The 19,452-nt window shown below is 59.8% G+C and carries 18 protein-coding genes and 2 pseudogenes; 8 read left to right on the forward strand and 12 right to left on the reverse strand.

The annotated features are described in order from the left end of the window. Positions 1-261, forward strand: a pseudogene (locus Q7W83_RS06055) (recombinase RecA); the annotation flags it as partial. 8 nt (positions 262-269) lie between these two features. Next, positions 270-737 carry a recombination regulator RecX gene (recX, locus tag Q7W83_RS06060; RefSeq protein ID WP_473655795.1) on the forward strand — a complete coding sequence of 156 codons (468 nt, stop codon included), beginning with the start codon at positions 270-272 and terminating at the stop codon, positions 735-737. A 44-nt stretch (positions 738-781) separates the two neighbouring features. Here recX and Q7W83_RS06065 read toward each other — a convergent pair whose 3' ends face one another. Beyond that, complete coding sequence (locus Q7W83_RS06065; RefSeq protein WP_150630770.1) at positions 782-1,900, reverse strand: LOG family protein; 1,119 nt, start codon at positions 1,898-1,900, stop codon at positions 782-784. A gap of 366 nt (positions 1,901-2,266) precedes the next feature. Between Q7W83_RS06065 and Q7W83_RS06070 the strand changes: the two genes are divergently transcribed. Then, entirely contained in the window at positions 2,267-2,467 is a 201-nt protein-coding gene (locus tag Q7W83_RS06070; RefSeq protein WP_150630769.1) for a hypothetical protein, read from the forward strand. Position 2,468: 1 nt separating this feature from the next. Here the strand turns inward: Q7W83_RS06070 and Q7W83_RS06075 are convergent, their stop codons facing one another. Beyond that, positions 2,469-2,894, reverse strand: a complete 426-nt coding sequence (locus Q7W83_RS06075) for a PA3611 family quorum-sensing-regulated virulence factor (protein ID WP_150630768.1) — start codon at positions 2,892-2,894, stop codon at positions 2,469-2,471. A 187-nt stretch (positions 2,895-3,081) separates the two neighbouring features. Between Q7W83_RS06075 and Q7W83_RS06080 the strand changes: the two genes are divergently transcribed. The 3 genes from Q7W83_RS06080 to Q7W83_RS06090 all read left to right on the forward strand — a co-directional run bounded on the left by Q7W83_RS06080 (position 3,082) and on the right by Q7W83_RS06090 (position 5,123). Continuing rightward, positions 3,082-3,825 carry a tRNA-uridine aminocarboxypropyltransferase gene (locus tag Q7W83_RS06080; RefSeq protein WP_150630767.1) on the forward strand — a complete coding sequence of 248 codons (744 nt, stop codon included), beginning with the start codon at positions 3,082-3,084 and terminating at the stop codon, positions 3,823-3,825. Between the two features lie 209 nt (positions 3,826-4,034). Next, positions 4,035-4,685 (forward strand): response regulator transcription factor ErdR, encoded by a 651-nt coding sequence (erdR, locus tag Q7W83_RS06085; protein ID WP_017336764.1) that lies wholly within the window; start codon positions 4,035-4,037, stop codon positions 4,683-4,685. Between the two features lie 75 nt (positions 4,686-4,760). Further along, a complete protein-coding gene (locus tag Q7W83_RS06090) occupies positions 4,761-5,123 on the forward strand; it encodes a diacylglycerol kinase (RefSeq protein WP_150630766.1) in 363 nt (120 codons plus the stop codon). On the opposite strand, the gene Q7W83_RS06095 is transcribed toward Q7W83_RS06090, so the two are convergent. Continuing rightward, on the reverse strand, positions 5,120-6,046 hold the full coding sequence (locus tag Q7W83_RS06095; RefSeq protein WP_150638852.1) for a LysR family transcriptional regulator: 927 nt from the start codon (positions 6,044-6,046) through the stop codon (positions 5,120-5,122). The two genes, Q7W83_RS06090 and Q7W83_RS06095, sit on opposite strands and share 4 nt — an antisense overlap. A gap of 122 nt (positions 6,047-6,168) precedes the next feature. Between Q7W83_RS06095 and fpr the strand changes: the two genes are divergently transcribed. Continuing rightward, positions 6,169-6,948 (forward strand): ferredoxin-NADP reductase, encoded by a 780-nt coding sequence (fpr, locus tag Q7W83_RS06100; RefSeq protein ID WP_003443014.1) that lies wholly within the window; start codon positions 6,169-6,171, stop codon positions 6,946-6,948. Between the two features lie 132 nt (positions 6,949-7,080). On the opposite strand, the gene tsaA is transcribed toward fpr, so the two are convergent. The 6 genes from tsaA to rimO all read right to left on the reverse strand — a co-directional run bounded on the left by tsaA (position 7,081) and on the right by rimO (position 12,262). After that, positions 7,081-7,779 (reverse strand): tRNA (N6-threonylcarbamoyladenosine(37)-N6)-methyltransferase TrmO, encoded by a 699-nt coding sequence (gene tsaA, locus Q7W83_RS06105; protein WP_150630764.1) that lies wholly within the window; start codon positions 7,777-7,779, stop codon positions 7,081-7,083. Positions 7,780-7,948: 169 nt separating this feature from the next. Then, complete coding sequence (locus Q7W83_RS06110) at positions 7,949-8,719, reverse strand: SDR family oxidoreductase (protein ID WP_150638848.1); 771 nt, start codon at positions 8,717-8,719, stop codon at positions 7,949-7,951. Positions 8,720-8,884: 165 nt separating this feature from the next. Next, positions 8,885-9,361: a YehS family protein gene (locus tag Q7W83_RS06115; RefSeq protein ID WP_150630762.1), complete on the reverse strand. Its 477-nt coding sequence runs from the start codon at positions 9,359-9,361 to the stop codon at positions 8,885-8,887. A 76-nt stretch (positions 9,362-9,437) separates the two neighbouring features. Further along, entirely contained in the window at positions 9,438-10,148 is a 711-nt protein-coding gene (locus tag Q7W83_RS06120; RefSeq protein ID WP_150630761.1) for an rRNA pseudouridine synthase, read from the reverse strand. Between the two features lie 189 nt (positions 10,149-10,337). Next, a complete protein-coding gene (locus Q7W83_RS06125; protein WP_473655796.1) occupies positions 10,338-10,811 on the reverse strand; it encodes a GNAT family N-acetyltransferase in 474 nt (157 codons plus the stop codon). A gap of 113 nt (positions 10,812-10,924) precedes the next feature. After that, the gene (rimO, locus tag Q7W83_RS06130) at positions 10,925-12,262 is read right to left on the reverse strand and encodes a 30S ribosomal protein S12 methylthiotransferase RimO (RefSeq protein ID WP_150630759.1); all 1,338 of its coding nucleotides are present in this window, start codon (positions 12,260-12,262) and stop codon (positions 10,925-10,927) included. Between the two features lie 288 nt (positions 12,263-12,550). Between rimO and Q7W83_RS06135 the strand changes: the two genes are divergently transcribed. Next, positions 12,551-14,452, forward strand: coding sequence for a potassium transporter Kup (locus Q7W83_RS06135; protein ID WP_150630758.1), 1,902 nt, complete (start codon positions 12,551-12,553; stop codon positions 14,450-14,452). A gap of 63 nt (positions 14,453-14,515) precedes the next feature. Here Q7W83_RS06135 and Q7W83_RS06140 read toward each other — a convergent pair. The 3 genes and pseudogenes from Q7W83_RS06140 to mprF all read right to left on the reverse strand — a co-directional run. Further along, a pseudogene (locus tag Q7W83_RS06140) lies at positions 14,516-14,722 on the reverse strand (DUF3077 domain-containing protein); the annotation flags it as partial. Positions 14,723-15,331: 609 nt separating this feature from the next. Further along, positions 15,332-16,627 (reverse strand): virulence factor family protein, encoded by a 1,296-nt coding sequence (locus tag Q7W83_RS06145; RefSeq protein WP_150630753.1) that lies wholly within the window; start codon positions 16,625-16,627, stop codon positions 15,332-15,334. After that, positions 16,627-19,269: a bifunctional lysylphosphatidylglycerol flippase/synthetase MprF gene (gene mprF, locus Q7W83_RS06150; protein WP_473655797.1), complete on the reverse strand. Its 2,643-nt coding sequence runs from the start codon at positions 19,267-19,269 to the stop codon at positions 16,627-16,629. The genes Q7W83_RS06145 and mprF overlap by 1 nt, the downstream gene beginning before the upstream one ends. Positions 19,270-19,452 lie beyond the last annotated feature (183 nt).

Below are 19,452 nucleotides of genomic sequence, written 5' to 3' on the forward strand. Positions count from 1 at the left end.
AAGGGCATCTACCTGAACGGTGAGATGATCGATCTGGGTGTTCTGCACGGTTTCGTCGAGAAGTCCGGTGCCTGGTATGCCTATGAAGGCACCAAGATCGGTCAGGGCAAGGCCAACTCGGCCAAGTTCCTGGCGGACAACCCGGAAATCGCCGCAAAACTTGAGAAGCAGCTGCGTGACAAACTGCTGACTCCAGCGCCGGACGTTAAAGCATCGCCAGTCAAAGAGACTGCTGATGACCTGGCTGACGCTGATATCTGATTGATCCGATGACCGCCGTACTCGATACACTCGTCGCGGTGCGGCGAACCGCAATGGACCTGCTCGCGCGACGCGAGCACGGTCGAGTCGAGCTGACGCGTAAACTGCGTCAGCGCGGCGCTCTCCCTGAAATGATCGACACAGCACTTGACCGCTTGACGGAAGAGGGCCTGTTGTCCGAATCCCGTTACCTCGAAAGCTTTGTTTCCTACCGTGCCCGATCCGGCTATGGCCCTTTGCGTATTTGCGAAGAGTTGAGCCAGCGTGGCCTGCAGCGAAGTGACATCGAACTTGCGTTGCGCGAGAGCGGTATCAACTGGCAGGAGCAACTGGACGATACCTGGCGACGCAAGTTTGCCGGGCATTTACCGATAGACGCCCGGGAACGCGCCAAGCAAGGGCGGTTCCTGAGTTATCGGGGCTACTCCATGGAAATGATCAGCCGCTTGTTCAGCGGTCGAGGGATGGACGATTGACTGAAACGGCTCGCTATTTTGATAGCGGGCCGTTTTTTTTTGCCTCACGTAACCTTTGATGGTTCCCGCGTGCGTTGTTGCGCCTGAGGTTTGGACTGCGCCCAGTTTTCCGGCAGGTTGATGTAATCCACCAATTCGCGCAGGCGTCCATGATCACGGGCGTTAAAGGTGAAAGCCAGGCGAGCGAGGTGGCTGAACTGCGGTTCGTCGTGCTCCTCACCGCTGTAGGCATGCTGATGGAAGTGATCGCTCAGGCACAGGTCGGCGAATGCCTTCTGCATGTGTTCCAGCGCAGCGTCGCTGAGCTTGTGGTTCATGCGAATCACGAACTGATGCTTGAGCCAGCGGCTGGAGTGGAAGTTGCCGTAGAACTGATTGATCTGCTCCACCGCCTCCTCGGCGCTGTAGACCAGGCTCACCAACTTCATATCGGTCGGCAGGATGTAGCGATTCTCCTCCAGTTGGTTGTGGATGAAGTCGAGGGCACCTTGCCAGAATTTGCCACCCGGAGCGTCCAGCAGTACCACTGGTACCAGCGGACTTTTACCGGTCTGGATCAGCGTCAGCACTTCCAGCGCTTCATCGAGGGTGCCGAAACCGCCAGGGCACAAGACCAGCGCATCGGCTTCCTTGACGAAGAACAGCTTGCGGGTAAAGAAAAAGTGGAACGGCAGCAAGTTGGTTGTGCCGTTCACAGTGGGATTGGCATGCTGCTCGAAGGGCAGTGTGATGTTGAATCCCAGGCTGTGTTCAAGGCCTGCACCTTCGTGGGCGGCCGCCATGATACCGCCGCCGGCACCGGTGATCACCATCAGGTCCGAGCGCGCCAATGCAGCGCCCAGCTCTCTGGCCAGGCCATACAGCGGATGTTCTATCGGAGTGCGGGCCGAGCCGAAGACCGTGACTTTGCGTCGCCCGCGGAATTGTTCGAGTACGCGGAAGGCCTGTTCGAGTTCGCGCAGGGCTTGCAGGGTGATCTTGGCGTTCCAGCGGTTGTGATCTTCCTGGGCCATGCGCAGTACGGTCAGGATCATGTCGCGGTAGATCGGAATGTTCGGGCTATTGGGTGAAACCAGGTTGAGTTGCTCTTCGACCTTGCTGATGAGGTCGTGGCCGCTTTCTTCGAAATGACGGCTGAGGAGGTCATTCGGTTGGTAAGGCATCAACTTCTCCTTCCATACAGGCTCTGTTGTTCCTTTGGATGAAGGACACATTCGTATGAAAAAACGCAAACCAGGCAGCCCCTTTTCTGCCCTGAAAAGTGAACGGGAACACTATGAATCTAGACCCTCTCGGTGGTTTTCGCTGACTGGATCATTGCGCTGCAAAGTCTTTCCTGGCAACCGCTTATTGACGATTTGCAAGGTGATTTCACCGCTCGTCTGAACCTGCGGCAAGTGTCCGGCACTCTGATTTACTGAAATACAGGCGTGACACGACATCTTTGCGTCAATGGCAGGGCGCACGGTACAAGCGGTTCAAGGATTTTGTCGCTCAAGCAAGGGCGAAGTGCAAGGAGGCGGGATGCTATGGCCAGAGTCATTCTGGAGATCGATACGCAACTGTATCGATTATTGAAGTCATCGGCCGAGACCAATCATTTGAGTCTTGAAGAGGAGTGCTGCCGGCGTCTGGAGGGAGCCGACCGGCGCTCGCGCTATTTACAGGCGCTGCTGGCCGAACTGCGCGCCGAGGATGAACAGCGGCGCGCCAATTCCCATTCCCGTTGAACTACTTTTTCTTGGCTGGTGTGGCTTTCGGGCAATCCGATTCCTGATAGCTGGCGGAGCCGACCGAGCGGTTGGTCTTCACCTCAGTGAAGTCGTAACGCATGACGGCACCCTTGGCCATCAGTTTGCGGAACGATGGGTTGTTGCACACAGAGGCGCCAAGCTGGAAGTACACCGCTTTCGGATCAGCCCGCATCTTGTTGGCGTGGCTGCTTTGCACACTCAGGTGGTTGATCAACACATTGCCTTCGGCGGTGTAGCCCTGATCGAGAATGTCTTCGTTGATCGCCCGTGGCGTGCCGACGCTGCTTTGTGCGGCGACGTTTCGCAGCTCTCTGTTGAGATTCTGCTCACTCAAGGACGCAGCCTGAGCGCTGAAGGACGACGCCAGCACAATGGCAGCGGTGGGAACGATAAGGCGCAGCATGAAACTCTCCTGGTTCAGTGACTGGTGCTTCGACCAGCCACATGACTGTGCGTTCATTGGCGGCGAATTATAGGGGAGCCCGTCTGGACGGTACAGGCTTGCGCCGGCCGCTCTGGTAAACTGCGGGTCTTTTATCGCCCTGAGTGCCGTTCGTGTCGAGTTTTCCTGTCTGCCGGTGTTACCCACGATGAACCACGCCCCCAACGCCGTGGCCCGCTTGCGCGATCAGCGCGAAGAGGAGGGCATCAAGCCGATTCAGGCCCGAGGCTGGAGGGCGGCGCGTTGCCGTGCCTGCCGCGTGATCGAGAGCCATTGCCTGTGTGCCTGGCGTCCTCAGGTCGAGACCCGCTCGGGCGTGTGCCTGATCATGACCAACAAGGAAGTGTTCAAGCCGAGCAACACCGGTTGGCTGATCGCCGATGTAGTGCGCGACAACCATGCATTCATCTGGTCGCGCACGGAAACCGACCCTCAGCTGCTGGCATTGCTCGCCGACCCGCAATGGCAACCGTATCTGGTGTTTCCGGGCGAGTACGTCGAACCAGAGCGGGTGACCAACACCGTCGAAGTCGATAGCAGCAAGCGACCGCTGTTCATTCTGCTGGACGCGACCTGGACCGAAGCCCGGAAAATATTTCGCAAAAGTCCGTATTTCGATGCGCTGCCAATCCTGAGCCTGCTGCCCGAGAAACTGTCACGTTATCGGCTGCGCCGGTCGACTCGCAGCGAGCATTTGTGCACGGCCGAAGTGGCGGCGCTGTGCCTCGATCTGGCCGGCGACGTTGAGGCCGCTTCGGCACTGGACGCTTATTTTGACGTGTTCAGCCAACATTACCTCGACGCTAAACATCAGCTGGAAATGAACGTTGTAACTCCGGCGCATGCGGAGTTGATGCCTTTCGTGCAGAACACCGTGCCTGTCACAGGCTGATTGTCACCCATACTGCAAAGATCTGTAGCGGCCAGGCACCTTGACCACCCTGGTTTCGCTGGGCATGCTTGGCGCCGATTGGGGCGCGGCCAAAGTTTGATACGCCGTATTCTTTACGTGATTGCCACGTGATTGGCGTTGAACGTGCCCTGTTGGTGCAGCTCCGTGGCTGCACCTCGAGTTGTTAGAAGAACAGGATCATTTGAAAAATGGCCACATACGAAATCCTGATTGCCGATGACCACCCTCTTTTTCGTAGCGCCCTGCATCAAGCGTTGACCCTGGGCCTCGGCCCGGACGTCCGTCTGGTGGAAGTGGCGAGCATTGCCGAGCTGGAAACCCGCCTGGACGAAAAGTCCGACTGGGACCTGGTGTTGCTGGACCTGAATATGCCGGGCGCCTACGGTTTTTCCGGGCTGGTGCTGTTGCGTGGTCAGTACCCGCAAATTCCGGTGGTGATGGTGTCGGCCCAGGAAGAGGCCTCGATCATGGTCAAGTCCCGTGAGTTCGGGGCCAGCGGTTTCATTCCTAAATCGAGTGACCTGAGCGTGATCCAGAAAGCCGTACGTGCGGTGCTGGATGGCGATGTGTTCTGGCCGCCCCAGGCGTTTGAAGCGGTCAGCGTTTCCGACGAAGCAAAGGCCGCCAGTGAAGGCCTGGCCAGCCTGACTCCCCAGCAATTCCGGGTGCTTACGATGGTCTGCGAAGGCTTGCTGAACAAGCAGATTGCCTATGAACTGAGCGTGTCCGAGGCGACGATCAAGGCCCACGTCACGGCGATTTTTCGTAAGCTGAATGTGCGGACCCGAACTCAGGCGGCGTTGCTTCTGCAACAACTTGAGTCAATTTCAAGCCACTAAGCGTTGGCGTCTTCACGCTTTTTTGACTTTGGTTGGTCTAGCTTTCCCACTCCTTTTTGGTCAGTTGCCACGCTTATGTCCCCTTTCAAAGGCCAGACCGGCCTGAAACGCATCCTCAACGCTTCCGGTTACTCGCTGGACGGCCTGCGCGCAGCCTTCACCGGTGAAGCGGCTTTCCGGCAACTGGTGTTGCTTAATGTCATCCTGATCCCGATTTCGTTCTTTTTGAACGTCAGCCGCGTCGAGCAGGCACTGCTGATTGCCGTCTGTTTGTTGGCGTTGATCGTCGAGTTGCTCAATTCGGCGGTGGAAGCGGCCATTGACCGCATCTCCCTTGAACTGCACCCGCTGTCCAAGAACGCCAAGGACATGGGCAGCGCCGCACAGCTGGTGGCGTTGACCATGATCGGGCTGGTGTGGGCGGTGATCCTGCTTTAAGCGATGGTGGGCAACACGATCTCGTCGCTGCGCTGAACCCCGGCGGTGAAAGCGCGGCACAGGTCGAGGAATTCGCGCATCGCCGAGGTCTGATATTTCTGTTTGTGCCAGATGAAGTAGAACTGCCGCGCCAGGTCCAGATCCGGTGTCTCCACCGGCACCAGGCTGCCGCGCCGGAACGCATCGCGCAGGGCCAGCCGTGAAATGCAGCCAATGCCCAATCCCGACTCCACCGCGCGCTTGATCGCTTCAGTGTGTTCCAGCTCCAGGCGGATATTCAACGCGCTGCGATGGTGACGCATGGCCTGATCAAAGGTCAGCCGCGTACCAGAGCCCTGTTCCCGCAGGATCCACGCCTCATGGCTCAGTTCTTCCATGGTCGCCGTGCCCCGAATGGCCAGCGGGTGCTGGGGCGCGCAGAACACCACCAGCTCATCCTCGACCCAACTCTGTACTTCGATGTCCGGATGGCTGCAGTCGCCTTCGATTAGACCCAGATCAATTTCATAGTGGGCAACTTGCTGCACGATGTTGGCAGTGTTTTGCACGTGGAGCTTCACTTGGCTTTCCGGGTGGAGCTGCATGAAGCTGCCGATCAGCAACGTGGCCAGGTAGTTGCCGATCGTGAGGGTCGCGCCGACCGCCAACGAGCCGAAACCGGACTTGCCGTTAAGCAGGTCCTCGATTTCCTTGGCCTGGTCGAGCAGCGCCACCGCTTGCGGCAATAGCTGTTTGCCGAGGGCGTTAAGACTTAGCCGTTTACCGGCGCGGTCGAACAGCTGGCAGCTGGACTGGCGCTCCAGTTCGGTGATCGAGGTGCTGGCCGCCGATTGCGACAGGTTGAGCAGGCCCGCAGCACGGGATACGCTTTCCTGCTGGGCGACGGCGACGAAGACTTGAAGTTGACGGAGAGTAAATCGCATATCTATATAACCGATAACCCTTATCTTAATAATCCATTTAACAGATATTGTCGCTGCCATTAGAATGCGATGCAATTGCGCATATCGCCGGCGCAGGCAAAATCTCCAGGAGTCCCACGTACATGAGCAACATGAACCACGAGCGTGTCCTCAGTGTTCACCACTGGAACGACACTCTGTTCAGCTTCAAGTGCACCCGCGATCCGGGTCTGCGCTTCGAGAACGGTCAGTTCGTGATGATCGGCCTGCAACAGCCCAACGGCCGGCCGCTCATGCGCGCTTACTCGATTGCCAGCCCGAACTGGGAAGAGCATCTCGAGTTCTTCAGCATCAAGGTGCCTGATGGCCCGCTGACTTCCCAGTTGCAGCATCTGAAGGAAGGCGACGAGATCATCATCAGCAAGAAGCCTACCGGCACGCTGGTACTGGACGACTTGAAGCCTGGCAAACATTTGTACCTGCTCAGCACCGGTACCGGTCTGGCGCCATTCATGAGCGTCATTCAGGACCCGGAAACCTACGAGCGTTTCGAAAAAGTGATCCTGTGCCACGGCGTACGTTACGTCAACGAAGTCGCTTACCGCGAGTTCATCACCGAGCACCTGCCGCAGAACGAGTTCTTCGGTGAGGCCCTGCGTGACAAGTTGATCTACTACCCGACCGTGACCCGCGAGCCGTTCGAGAACGAAGGTCGCCTGACCGACCTGATGCGCAGCGGCAAGCTGTTCAGCGATATCGGCCTGCCACCGATCAACCCGCAGGACGACCGCGCCATGCTGTGCGGCAGTCCGAGCATGCTCGACGAAACCAGCGAAGTGTTGAACAGCTTCGGCCTGAAGGTTTCGCCACGGATGCGCGAGCCTGGTGATTACCTGATCGAGCGTGCGTTCGTCGAGAAATAAGAACGCCGCTCAACTGCTTTGCTCTACCTGTGGGAGCGAGCCTGCTCGCGATGGGGGAGTGTCAGTCGACATCAATGTTGACTGTCACTCCCCCATCGCGAGCAGGCTCGCTCCCACAGTTGTTTTTGGTGTTCAGACCTTCGCCGAAATGACTTCGAGAACGCGGATCATGCCTGCTTCGGGATAATGCCATCGCACATCCACATCCCAGAACTGCGCCCCATATTCGCGTTCAGGCGCAGGCGTCTGATACGCCGGCCGTGGATCTTGCGCCAGGCACTGTTCAATCAACTCCACCAACGGCTCTTCAAGACGCTGAGCGTGGCCATGAGCCTGTTGCAGCGCTGAGTCCGTCCACTGCACGGGAATCAGTTGCGGCGCCGCGCTGGCGATGCTGTTGGACGCCGTGTCGATGATGTCGGCGTAAGGCACGTAGGGTTTGATGTCGAGAATCGGCGTGCCGTCCAACAGGTCGATGCCGGATATCCACAGGCGATGGGCTTCAACCTTGTCCAGCTTCACAACGGATTGACCGATGCCATTGGGCCGATGCGTCGCGCGGGTGGCGAACACGCCCATGGACTTGTTGCCGCCGAGGCGAGGCGGGCGGACTTTCAGGCGTGGCTTTTCTTCCAGAGCCTGATGGAACAGGAACAGCAGCCAGACGTGACTCACCTGCTCCAGACCTTGCACCGCATCGCCCTGATCGAACGGCGCCACCAGTTCCAGCACGCCACGCGCGGCGGGTGCCAGTTGCGGCTGGCGCGGGATGGCGAACTTCTCCTTGAAGCAGGAGCGCACGAAGCCGATGGGGGAAACGCTGTAGGTCATGGTTTGCGATCGAGGCGGGATGGGGGCGGGCATGATAACCCGATCGACCTCAGGATCGGAGGTGCCTGTCAGTCCGTCATCGCGAGCAGGCTCGCTCCCACAGTGGATCTGTGGTGCTCAGGAGATCCAATGTGGGAGCGAGCCTGCTCGCGATAGCCGCACCACCGATCTAGAGGCTAAACCCACCATCCAGCGGAATAATATTCCCGGTCATATAAGCCCCGGCCGTACTCGCCAGACTGATCGCCAACGCTGCCATCTCTTCCTCGCGGCCCCAACGCTTCATCGGAATCAACGCCGTATCCTCCGCCAGTGCCTGCTCATCATTGCCAATGTGCTGGGTCATCTTGCTCGGGAAACGCCCTGGCGCGATCACGTTGACGTTGATGTGCTGGCTCACCAGTTCCCGCGCCAGAATCCGCGACAATTGATGTAGGGCTGCTTTACTCGGCCCGTAGGCATAAGCCTGTTCGCCGAAGGAAGAAATCCCCGCCACCGAGCCGATGTTGATGATCCGCGCCGGATTGGCTTCTGAGCCGGCCTTGCGCAGCAGCGGCAGGAACTGCTGAATGCAGTTGAACACCGAGGTCACGTTGAGCTGCATGACCTTTTCCCAGCCCTTGATCGGGTAACTTTCCAGCGGCGCCCCCCAGGTGGTGCCGGCGTTGTTCACCAGAATATCCAGATGGCTGATCTGTTCGCCCAGCCAAGTGGCCAGTTGCAGCACGCCCTCTTCAGTGGCCAGGTTGGCGGCCACGCCGTGGCAAACGCCGAAGGCGCGCAACTCTTCAGCGGTTTGCTGACAGGCTTCGGCATCTCGCGCGCAGACATACACCGTTGCGCCGGCCTCGACATAGGCCTTGGCGATCATTTTGCCGATACCACGGGTGCCGCCGGTCACCAGAGCGGTGCGGCCTTGCAGGGAAAAGTACGGGTGCATGGCGAATCCTGAGAGCTGAGGGTCAATACACCCTAGTCGTCAGCCGCCCGAAGCGGAGCCACTATTTTTGCGCGGAATGAACATCTATACAGATNCCGGCTGGCTGGCGATGGCGATCTTCAAAACGCTATCGCCAGCCAGCCGGCTCCTACAGGTCAACGCGCGTCAGGCTTGCTGTGGGCGAACGCGCAGGGTCAGGCCCTTGAGGAAGTTGCGCAGCAACTGGTCGCCGCACGGGCGGTAGTTGGTGTGGCCGAACTTGCGGAACAGCGCGCTCAGCTCAGGCTTGGACACCGGGAACTCGGCGGCCTTGAGGATCGCGTGCATGTCGTCTTCTTTCAGTTCGAAGGCCACGCGCAGTTTCTTCAGGATGATGTTGTTGGTCACCGGCACTTCGATCGGCTGCGGCGGACGGCTTTCGTCCTTGCCACGCTTGAAGATCACCAGGCCATCGAGGAAGTGCGCCATGACTTCGTCCGGGCAGCGTACGAAGCCTTCCTCGTCCTCTTCTTTCTTGTCGAGGTAGGTCAACAGGTCTTCCAGAGACACGTCCATGCCGCCGAGCTTGATGATCTCGATGACTTTCTTGTCGCTGATGTCGAGCATGTAGCGCACGCTGCGCAGTACGTCGTTATGAATCATGGTGTGCAATCCTGATATTCGGCAGTGGGCGCCGCATAAGTCGCGGCGGCAGAATGTGTGGCGGCGTGAAAAGTTCTTAGAACTTCTCTTTGCCGGACAGGTAGCGCCATTGCCCCAACGGCACTTTGCCGATGGACACGCCGCCGATGCGGATGCGGCGGATGGCGACGACCTTCAGGCCGACGGCCTGGCAGAACAGGGCGATCACGCCCGGTTGTGGGTTCTTCATCGCAAAACGCAGGCGGTTTTCGTTCTGCCAGCTGGCTTTGACCGGCGGCAGTTCCTTACCCTTGTAGGTCAGGCCGTGGTTCAGGCGGTTGAGGCCGTGAGCCACCATCTCGCCTTCAACCTCGACCACATACTCTTGCTCGATTTTCGCGGAGTCGGCGGTGAGTTTGCGCAGGATCTTCCAGTCCTGGGTGAACACCAGCAGACCGCTGGCGTTGGCCTGCAGGTCAGTGCTGGCGGTCAGGCGCAGGAAGTGGCCCTTGAGCGGACGTTTGCTGAAGCGGTGTTCTTCGCTCAGGGTTTCGGCGCTGATGGTGGCCATGGCGGTTTCCGCGTCCATGCCGGCCGCGACGTTGAACAGGATGGTCACCGGCTCCGGCGCGGTGGCCTGGGCCTGCGGGTCGAGCTCGACTTTCTGGTTCTCGACCTTGAACTGCGGCTCGTCGATGACTTCACCGTCCACGGTGACCCAGCCGCCCTCGATGAACAGCTCAGCCTCCCGACGGGAACAGCCGACGAGTTCGATGAGGCGTTTGGAGAGACGAATCGGGTCAGTCATGACAGGGCCGTAACAAAAAAGGGGTGGGCATTGTACCTGCTGGGCGCCGGTTAATCCCGGCTCCATTTCAGTACGGTTGAATTTCCTGTGGGAGCTGGCCTGCCAGCGATGCAGACACCGCGGTCTGTACAGAGACAGCGAGGTGATGCAATCGCTGGCAGGCCAGCTCCCACAGGGTTCCAGGGTCACTCAGCCGTGCTGTGATCGTTGATGGGTTTGGCGCAAGCGCATGTGCAACAGTGGATAAGGCTGGCCCATGCCGTCGACCTCCGAGCGGCCGATCACCTCGAACCCTTGTTTGAAGTAGAACCCCAGCGCCTGCGGGTTCTGTTCGTTGACGTCCAGTTCATCGGCGTTCAGGTGTTCCATGGCGTAACGCAGCAACTGTTTGCCCAGGCCCTGGCCGCGATGAGCGGGGTCGATGAAGAGCATTTCGATCTTGCCCGCCGCGACGCCGGCGAACCCGGTGATGCGCTGGCGCGAGTCTTTGGTGCAGATCAGCATGACCGCGTCGAGGTACCGCGTCAGTACCAGGTTCTTCAACAATTCGATGTAACTGTCCGGCAGAAAGTCGTGGGTGGCGCGCACCGAGGCTTCCCAGACTTGTGTCAGTTCCTGATAGTCGCTCTGTTTCGGCGTGTGGATGACCGAATGTTGGCGCATGGCCGAATGCCCCTTTTTCAGTGATTGGTGCGAGTCCTTTCTCCCACAAAACGATAGACGTAAAAAAGCCCCGCATCTCGTCAAGAGAGCAGGGCTTTTCGTATTTTTTGCGTCTAGATCTGTTCAGCCCACAGGTCGTATTCGTCGGCGTCGGTGACCTTGCACCAGACTTTGTCGCCCGGCTTCAGGTTGCTGCCATTGTCGATGAACACGTTGCCGTCGATTTCCGGGGCATCGAAGAAGCAGCGGCCGACCGCGCCTTGCTCGTCGACTTCATCGACCAGTACTTCGATCTCACGGCCAACGCGCATTTGCAGACGCGCGGAGCTGATGGCTTGCTGGTGCGCCATGAAGCGGTCCCAACGGTCTTGCTTGACGTCGTCCGGCACGATGTCCAGGTCGAGGTCGTTGGCCGGTGCGCCTTCGACCGGCGAGTACTGGAAGCAGCCGACGCGGTCGAGCTGGGCTTCGGTCAGCCAGTTCAGCAGGTACTGGAAGTCTTCTTCGGTTTCGCCGGGGAAGCCGACGATGAAGGTCGAACGGATGATCAGGTCCGGGCAGATCTCGCGCCAGTTCTTGATCCGCGCCAGGGTCTTGTCTTCGAAGGCCGGGCGTTTCATCGATTTGAGGACTTTCGGGCTGGCGTGCTGGAACGGGATGTCCAGGTACGGCAGGATTTTCCCGGCGGCCATCAGCGGGATCAACTCGTCGACGTGCGGGTACGGGTAAACGTAGTGCAAACGTACCCAGACTCCGAGGGTGCTCAGGGCTTCGCAGAGTTCGGTCATGCGGGTTTTCACCGGCGCGCCGTTCCAGAAACCGGTGCGGTATTTCACGTCGACGCCGTAGGCACTGGTGTCTTGCGAGATCACCAACAGCTCTTTGACGCCGGCCTTGACCAGGCGTTGCGCCTCGTCGAGCACGTCGCCGACCGGACGGCTGACCAGTTTGCCGCGCATCGATGGAATGATGCAGAAGCTGCAGCTGTGGTTGCAGCCTTCGGAAATCTTCAGATACGCGTAGTGGCGCGGGGTCAGCTTGATCCCTTGCGGCGGCACCAGGTCGATCAGCGGGTTGTGATCCTGACGCGGCGGCACGGCGTCGTGCACGGCGTTGACCACTTGCTCGTACTGCTGCGGACCGGTCACGGCCAGCACGCTTGGGTGCACGTTGCGGATGGTGCCTTCTTCGACGCCCATGCAGCCGGTCACGATGACCTTGCCGTTTTCCTTGATGGCTTCGCCGATCACTTCCAGGGATTCGGCCTTGGCCGAGTCGATGAAGCCGCAGGTGTTGACCACCACGACATCGGCGTCCTGGTAGGTGGACACAACGTCATAACCTTCCATGCGCAGCTGGGTAAGGATGCGCTCGGAGTCGACCAGTGCTTTGGGGCAACCCAGGGATACGAAGCCAACCTTTGGATTGGCCGGCGCAGGAGTGGTGGACATGTCTAACCTCGGTATTTGTGACGCCTCCAGCCGAAGACGGCAAGGCGACAAACGGGCACTTGGTGTGCCTCTGATCAAAAAGTGCGCAATTCTAGCGATGACCAACGCACTTGACCAGCTTTATGGAGGGAAATGCGACGAGTGCTGCGCTATGCTTCGCGCCGTTACGCTTTACCAATTTTTTACAGTCAACAAAACGTCTGTAACGTCATGTAAAACAGCGCATGCTGCACGGCAAAGCATAGTGCTTCTTATAAGAAGTCCGGGTCTGAGTAGTAGGAGTTTTGGATGGGGCAGGCAAGTAGTCAGGCGGCGGGTGCCGAGCATTCGACGGCGAAGCCGATCGGCATGCTGGTCGCGGCGGTCGGGGTGGTTTACGGCGATATCGGCACGAGCCCGCTGTACACCCTCAAAGAAGTGTTTTCCGGTGGCTACGGTGTGCCGGTCAACCATGACGGCGTGTTGGGCATCCTGGCGCTGATCTTCTGGTCACTGATCTGGGTCGTCTCGATCAAGTACATGATGTTTGTCCTGCGCGCCGACAACCAGGGCGAAGGCGGGATCATGGCCTTGACTGCGCTGGCTCGACGGGCAGCGGCGGGACACAAGAAGTTGCGCACATTGCTGGTGGTCTGCGGGCTGATCGGCGCGGCGCTGTTCTATGGCGACAGCATGATCACCCCGGCGATTTCCGTGCTCTCGGCGATTGAAGGCCTCGGGCTGGCCTTTGAAGGCATCGACCATTGGGTGGTGCCGCTGTCGCTGGTCGTGCTGGTGGCGCTGTTTTTGATCCAGAGCCACGGCACCGCGCGAATCGGCATTCTGTTCGGGCCGATCATGGTCACCTGGTTCCTGGTCCTGGGCGCGCTGGGCGTCTACGGCATCATTCAGCACCCGGAAGTGTTGCAAGCGATGAACCCGGTCTGGGGCGTGCGCTTCTTCATCGTCCATCCGGGCATGGGCGTGGCGATCCTTGGCGCCGTGGTGCTGGCGTTGACCGGCGCCGAAGCGCTGTACGCCGACATGGGGCACTTCGGGCGCAAGCCGATTGCCCGCGCCTGGTTCATCCTCGTGCTGCCGGCGTTGGTGCTGAACTACTTCGGCCAGGGCGCTTTGCTGCTCGGTGATCCGGAAGCCGCGCGCAACCCGTTCTATCTGTTGGCGCCAAGCTGGGCATTGATCCCGTTGGTCGGCTTGTCGACCCTGGCTACGGTAATTGCCTCGCAAGCGGTGATTTCCGGCGCGTTCTCCCTGACCCGTCAGGCGATCCAGCTCGGTTACATTCCGCGCATGCACATCCGGCACACGTCTAGCGCCGAACAAGGGCAGATCTACATTGGCGCGGTGAACTGGGCGCTGATGGTTGGCGTGATTCTTCTGGTGTTGGGTTTCGAATCTTCCGGCGCCCTCGCTTCGGCCTACGGCGTGGCGGTGACCGGCACAATGCTGATGACCACCATCCTGGTGTCGGCGGTGATGCTGTTGTTGTGGAAATGGCCACCGCTGCTCGCTGTTCCGGTGCTGATTGGCTTCCTGCTGGTGGACGGTCTGTACTTCGCCGCCAACGTGCCGAAAATCGTCCAGGGCGGTGCATTCCCGGTGATCGCCGGTATCGCGCTGTTCGTGCTGATGACCACCTGGAAACGTGGCAAACAACTGCTGGTGGAGCGCATGGACGAAGGAGGGCTGCCGCTGCCGATTTTCATTAGCAGTATCGCCGTACAGCCGCCGCACCGCGTCCAGGGCACCGCGGTGTTCCTGACTGCGCGCCCGGATGCCGTGCCTCATGCGTTGTTGCACAATCTGCTGCATAACCAGGTGCTGCATGAGCAAGTGGTGCTGTTGACCGTGGTCTACGAAGACATCCCGCGGGTACCGCCGAGCCGACGTTTCGAAGTCGATTCCTACGGCGAAGGGTTCTTCCGGGTGATCCTGCACTTTGGCTTCGTTGACGAACCGGACGTGCCGCAAGCGCTGAAGTTGTGCCATCTCGATGACCTCGACTTCAGCCCGATGCGCACCACCTACTTCCTCAGCCGCGAGACGGTCATCGCCTCCAAGCTCGAAGGCATGGCCCGTTGGCGCGAGGCGTTGTTTGCGTTCATGTTGAAGAATGCCAATGGCAATTTGCGGTTCTTCAATCTGCCGTTGAACCGGGTGATTGAGTTGGGTACTCAGGTCGAGATGTAAGCCCGCGACATCAAAAAGCCCCCGTTGCCAGTGAGGCAGCGGGGGCTAATGAGATGGTCACCCCCACACCCTGCGAGGGCTACGCTTTCGCAGGGTGTTTTGTTTAGCCAGCTCCTTGGCAAGGAACAGAAAATCGGAGGCCATGGCTAACGCATCGCTGAGGGGCACGTCTCGCGTGACATGGAATAGGGGTTGGTTTGAGCAGTAGATGACGGGGGTGAGGCCGATGGTTTTCAGTTCTGAGGGAGCGGACGAATCTGTTTTGTTCATAGGGGTAACTCCTTGACTTAAGGGGCTGCCACGTTCGTTTCCAATCGAATGGGTGGCAGCTGTGCGCAGGTTGGAAAACCGGGAGCCAAGGAAACCGGCACGCTCGAAGGCGTCCCACGCACAGCCGCCATAACAAAGAATCACAGCCGTAAACGACTGCAGTCGTGATGGGGTTGTTGTTTCGCTTGACTTGACGGGTTTCCAAGCCCGATCGCTGAAAGATCAGCGACGACCAGAGACTATCCCGTCAAAGAAAAGCGCAACAAGGCATCAAAGTGCCCAAAAAACACGATTCGGAGTTTGCCTACAAGGTCTGCGGGCGTCATCTGATATTTCGATACCTTAAGTCAACGAAACTAAACGCGGCGAGCGATGTTACACATCGCCGGAGTAATGGCCGAGCACTTAACTTGAAAGCGGTAAAGATCCAATGTGGGAGCGGGCTTGCCCGCGATGGCGGCGGCAGCTTCGAATTGATGTGACAGACATACCGCTATCTCGGGCAAGCCCGCTCCCACAGGGGGCTGCGGGGTGTGGTTGAGTTGAATACAAATGAAAAAGCCCCCGCTACCGTGAGGTAACGAGGGCTTTTTTGAGGGCAGGTTCAGATCACTCCTGAGCCGCCGCATCCTTCGCCTGACGCTTCTCGATCACATCCACCAGCCGCTGGGCCAGTTTCGGGTAGTTCTCGTCGAAGTGGTGGCCGCCGGGCAGTTTGATGGCTTCGCCCACGGCGGTCTTGTCGGTGCAGCCGCTTTCGTCGATTTCTTCTTCGCCGAAGATGCACACCACTTTCTCTGGTGGCAGCTTGGCCATTTCCGGGCCGGTGGCGGCTTCTTTGCCGGCGTTGCCGAGCCAGCCTTCGACTTCGATTTCGAAGCTGCCGGTGCGGGCGAAGGCCAGCAGGATGATTGCGTCGACGCGTTGCTGTTCCGAGGCTTCGAGGCGGTTGTAGATCGCCGGCAATACGTCAGCACCGAACGAGTAACCGGTCAGAATGAAGCGCTTGGTGCCCCATTTCTGCCGGTAGTGCTGCATCAGTTCGGCGAGGTCCAGGGCGCTTTGCTCCGGGCTCTTGTGCTGCCAGTAGTAGCGCAGGGTGTCGATGCCGACCACCGGGTAGCCGATCTTGGCCATCTCGCCCGCTACGTCGCGATCGAGGTCGCGCCAGCCGCCGTCACCGGAGAGAAACAGGGTGACGGTGTCCTTGGCCTGACCGGCCGGCACTTCCACCACTGGAATTTGCAGGCCGCCAGCGGCTTTGTCGCCACCGACGAGGAGCTTGCGCAGTTCGTTGTTCAGCACTTGCGGCAGGTTGATGTCGTAGTCGCTGATGCTGGTTTCGGCGTTGGGTTGGTCGCGCACGAAGCCGGCGCTGGTGTCGTCCGGGTTGTCGTTCCACGCCACCAGCCAGTGGCCGTGAGCGGCGCTTTTTGGCAGCAGGTGGGTGCAGCCGGGTTTTTCCAGGGCCAGGTCTACGGAAACGGCCTGGGATTTGTCGTCCTTCTGCTCGGACAACCAGCGCCAGGCCAGCACGGCGCCAGGGCCGATGCCGCTGACCAGGGTCGCCGGGCCTTTGAGTTCTCTGAGGCCGGCTTGCAGGGCGCGGCTTTGCAGCAGGCATTCCTTGGGCAGGATCACCTGAACGATCTGCGCCGAGCCGGTGCGGCTCAGGGTCATCAATTGTTTGTCGCTGAGCTTCTGGTCTTCATTGACCGCCACCAGCACTTGGGCGCGTGGCGTATTGCCGGGGATGACGCGGGTCATCGCAGCGCCGTCGGCGGGTGTCAGCCGTTCGAGGGTCGGTTCCGGCGCCGGGCGTTTGAGGTACCAGTAACCGCCACCGAGAATCAGGGCCAGCACTACCAGTGTGGCCAGTACGTACCGCAGGGAGCGTTGAATCATCAGCGTTTCACCAATCCAGTCAAGCCGCCCGCAATCAGGGCAGCAGTGTCGGCCAGGGCCACCAGCGGATCGAGTCCGGCGGGCACGGCCATATAACGGGGTTCCCAGTCAGGCTGGAACTTGTCTTTAAAACGGCGCAAACCTTGGAAGTTGTACAGCTGCTCACCACGGCGGAATACCATCGAGCCCAGACGCTGGGTCAGTGGTGCGCCGCGACGGGGTTGCAACCCCGACAGCGGCACCATGCCCAGGCTGAAACGCGCGTATCCATGATTTTTATAATGCTGAATCAGGCCGACCATCATGAACTCCATGGTCAGTTTGGGGGCGTCCGGGTGCGCGCGCATCAGGTCGAGGCTGGCCAGGTCATGGCCGTAGGTCTCGAGCAAATTGGCGAACGCCACAGGGCGCCCTTCGAAACGAATCACCGCGATGCGGAAATGCTTGAGGTAGTCATCATTGAAGCGGCCGAGGGAGAAGCCTTTCTCTCGCACGTTTTTACCGGTCAGCCAGGCATCGGAAATCACCTTGAGCTCATCCATCGGCGCATGTCCTGGCTCATGGATTTCCAGCGACAGGCCGTCGCGGGTGCCACGGTTCCAGGTGTAGCGCAGGTCTTTCATCTCTTTGCCTTTGGCTTCGAGATCAAAGCGCTGCAGATCGACCCGGGCTTCTTCGCCGAGCTTGATCGCGGTCAGGCCGATGTCCATGTAGTACGGCAGGTTTTCCGCGCGGACTTGATAGAACACGGGGCGGGCATGGTGGATGTCGCAGAGGTCGCGGAACTGCCAGATCATCTCGGCGCGTTGTTGGGTCGGCCCGATCGGGTCGTACAAGGCCACGAGGCTGCGCCCACGGCGGGCGTACATCAGGAACGCCTCGTCGTTAGGGTGGAACAGCAGCGCCTTGTCACCGGTCAGGGCGAGGCCACCGTCCGGTTGTGACGACGCCATCAGGATTTTTACCGCACGGTCCAGTTCGTCCGGGGTAGGCAGGTGGATCACCGGGCGCGCGGTGCGCAACAGCCAGGTCAGCGACACCACCACCAGCAGCACGGCGGCGCCGAGCAACGAGCGCAAGCCACGCGGGGCGTCGGCGTCGAGGGTGAACTGCCACCAGAGTTGATGACTGTACGGAACGTCCTGATAAGCGAACAGCAGCAGCCAGATCGACGCACCGAGCACGCACAGGCTCGACACCAGATACAGCGGCGAAAACGGCAATTCGGTCAATCGGCTCGGGCGATAGAACGAGCGCCGGAAGACCCCCAGCAGGCTCGCGGTCAGGGTCATCAGGCAGGCTTCTTCCCAGTCGAAGCCTTTGAGCAACGAGAGCACCGCACCGACCAGCAACAGAATAGTGGTCAGCATCCACGCGGCCGACAGGCGTCGGCGCAGGCCTTGAGCCAGCAGCAGGCAGAGCACGCCGACCAGGCTGGCGCCGAAGTGCGAAGCGTCGACCAGTCGATGGGGAATCAGAAAGCCGATGTGTTCCAGGCGCGTATCGATTTCCGGGGTCACGCCGGAAAACAGCAACACCACGCCGGACAGGAACACCAGCACCGCCAGAATCGGCGCGGCCAGACCGGAAGCGGCGCGCAAGGACTGACGCGTCTGAAACAGGCGCTGGCCTTCGTTGATCAGCAGGAGCAAACAGGCGACGAGTAGCGGCAGCACCACGTAGATCAGGCGATAGAGCAACAGCGCAGCAGCCAATGGCGCGGCGCCAAGTTTGTCGGCGAAAGCGGCCAGCAGAATCGCCTCGAACACCCCGACACCGCCGGGAACATGACTGAGCACGCCTGCGGCCAGGGCCAACAGGTACACCAGCAGGAACGCACCGAAGGGCGGGGCCTCCGGTAGCAACAGATACAGCACGGTCGCGGCGGCGGCGACGTCGAGGGCGGTAATGATCAGTTGCAGAAACGTCAGGCGGCGCCCGGGAAGGCGCAAGGTGCGACGGCCGACCTTGACCAGCAGGTTGTCCGGATAGGGCTGCTCCGGCAGGCGCCGGCGATAGATGCCGACGGCCAGTACGGTAAACAGCAGCAACACCGCAGCGGCAATCGCAGCCAGCAACGTCTCGGAGAGTCCAAGGGCGGAGGAGGCGGCAGGCAGGTTGCTCAGCGTGGCGAGGGCGGCCAGCGGGGGCAGGGCGCAGCCGAGCGAGAGGCTGGCGAACAGCGTCATGTGAGCGACTTCCGAAGCCCCCAGACCATGACGTGCATATAAACGGTAGCGAACCGAGCCTCCCGAGAGCATCGACAGACCGATGGCATTCCCAATGGCGAATGCCGTAAACCCACCCAGGGCTAGAATCCGCGGGGCCAGCGTTACGCCGGCGTAGCGGCTGGCCGACCATTCGTAACCGAGCAATATGATGAAGCCGACCACGGTCGCGGCCAATGCGCCGAGCAATGCCGGTTTCGGTACGTCGAGAATGGAGTCGTGCAGAGCGTACAGATCGAGTTCGCTCAACAAGTGGCGACAGGCAATCAGCGCGATAGCGAACAACAGCAGGGTGACCGCCAGGCCAATGGGCTGACGGTACTTGCTGACCAGATCAAGCAAGCGCAAACGCTCGGCCTTGATCGGTTGTGTCGCTGTGACGGTGTCTTGTGAATCAGACGAGTTGGCGCGCATCAATCACCTCTTGGATTGTGCGCGACAGGATGGGGGTATCCAGCCAAGTTACCAATCCCTGTAGAAAAAAATAATCACAAATATTAACGCCTCTCACCGGTTGTCGGCGATGGCATGTCATCCGTCGTAGGGGGTTCGGTCTGCGATTCAGCATAGGCTGAACTCAGAACTCTGGTGATCCCG

Source organism: Pseudomonas sp. 300, from assembly GCF_055803035.1.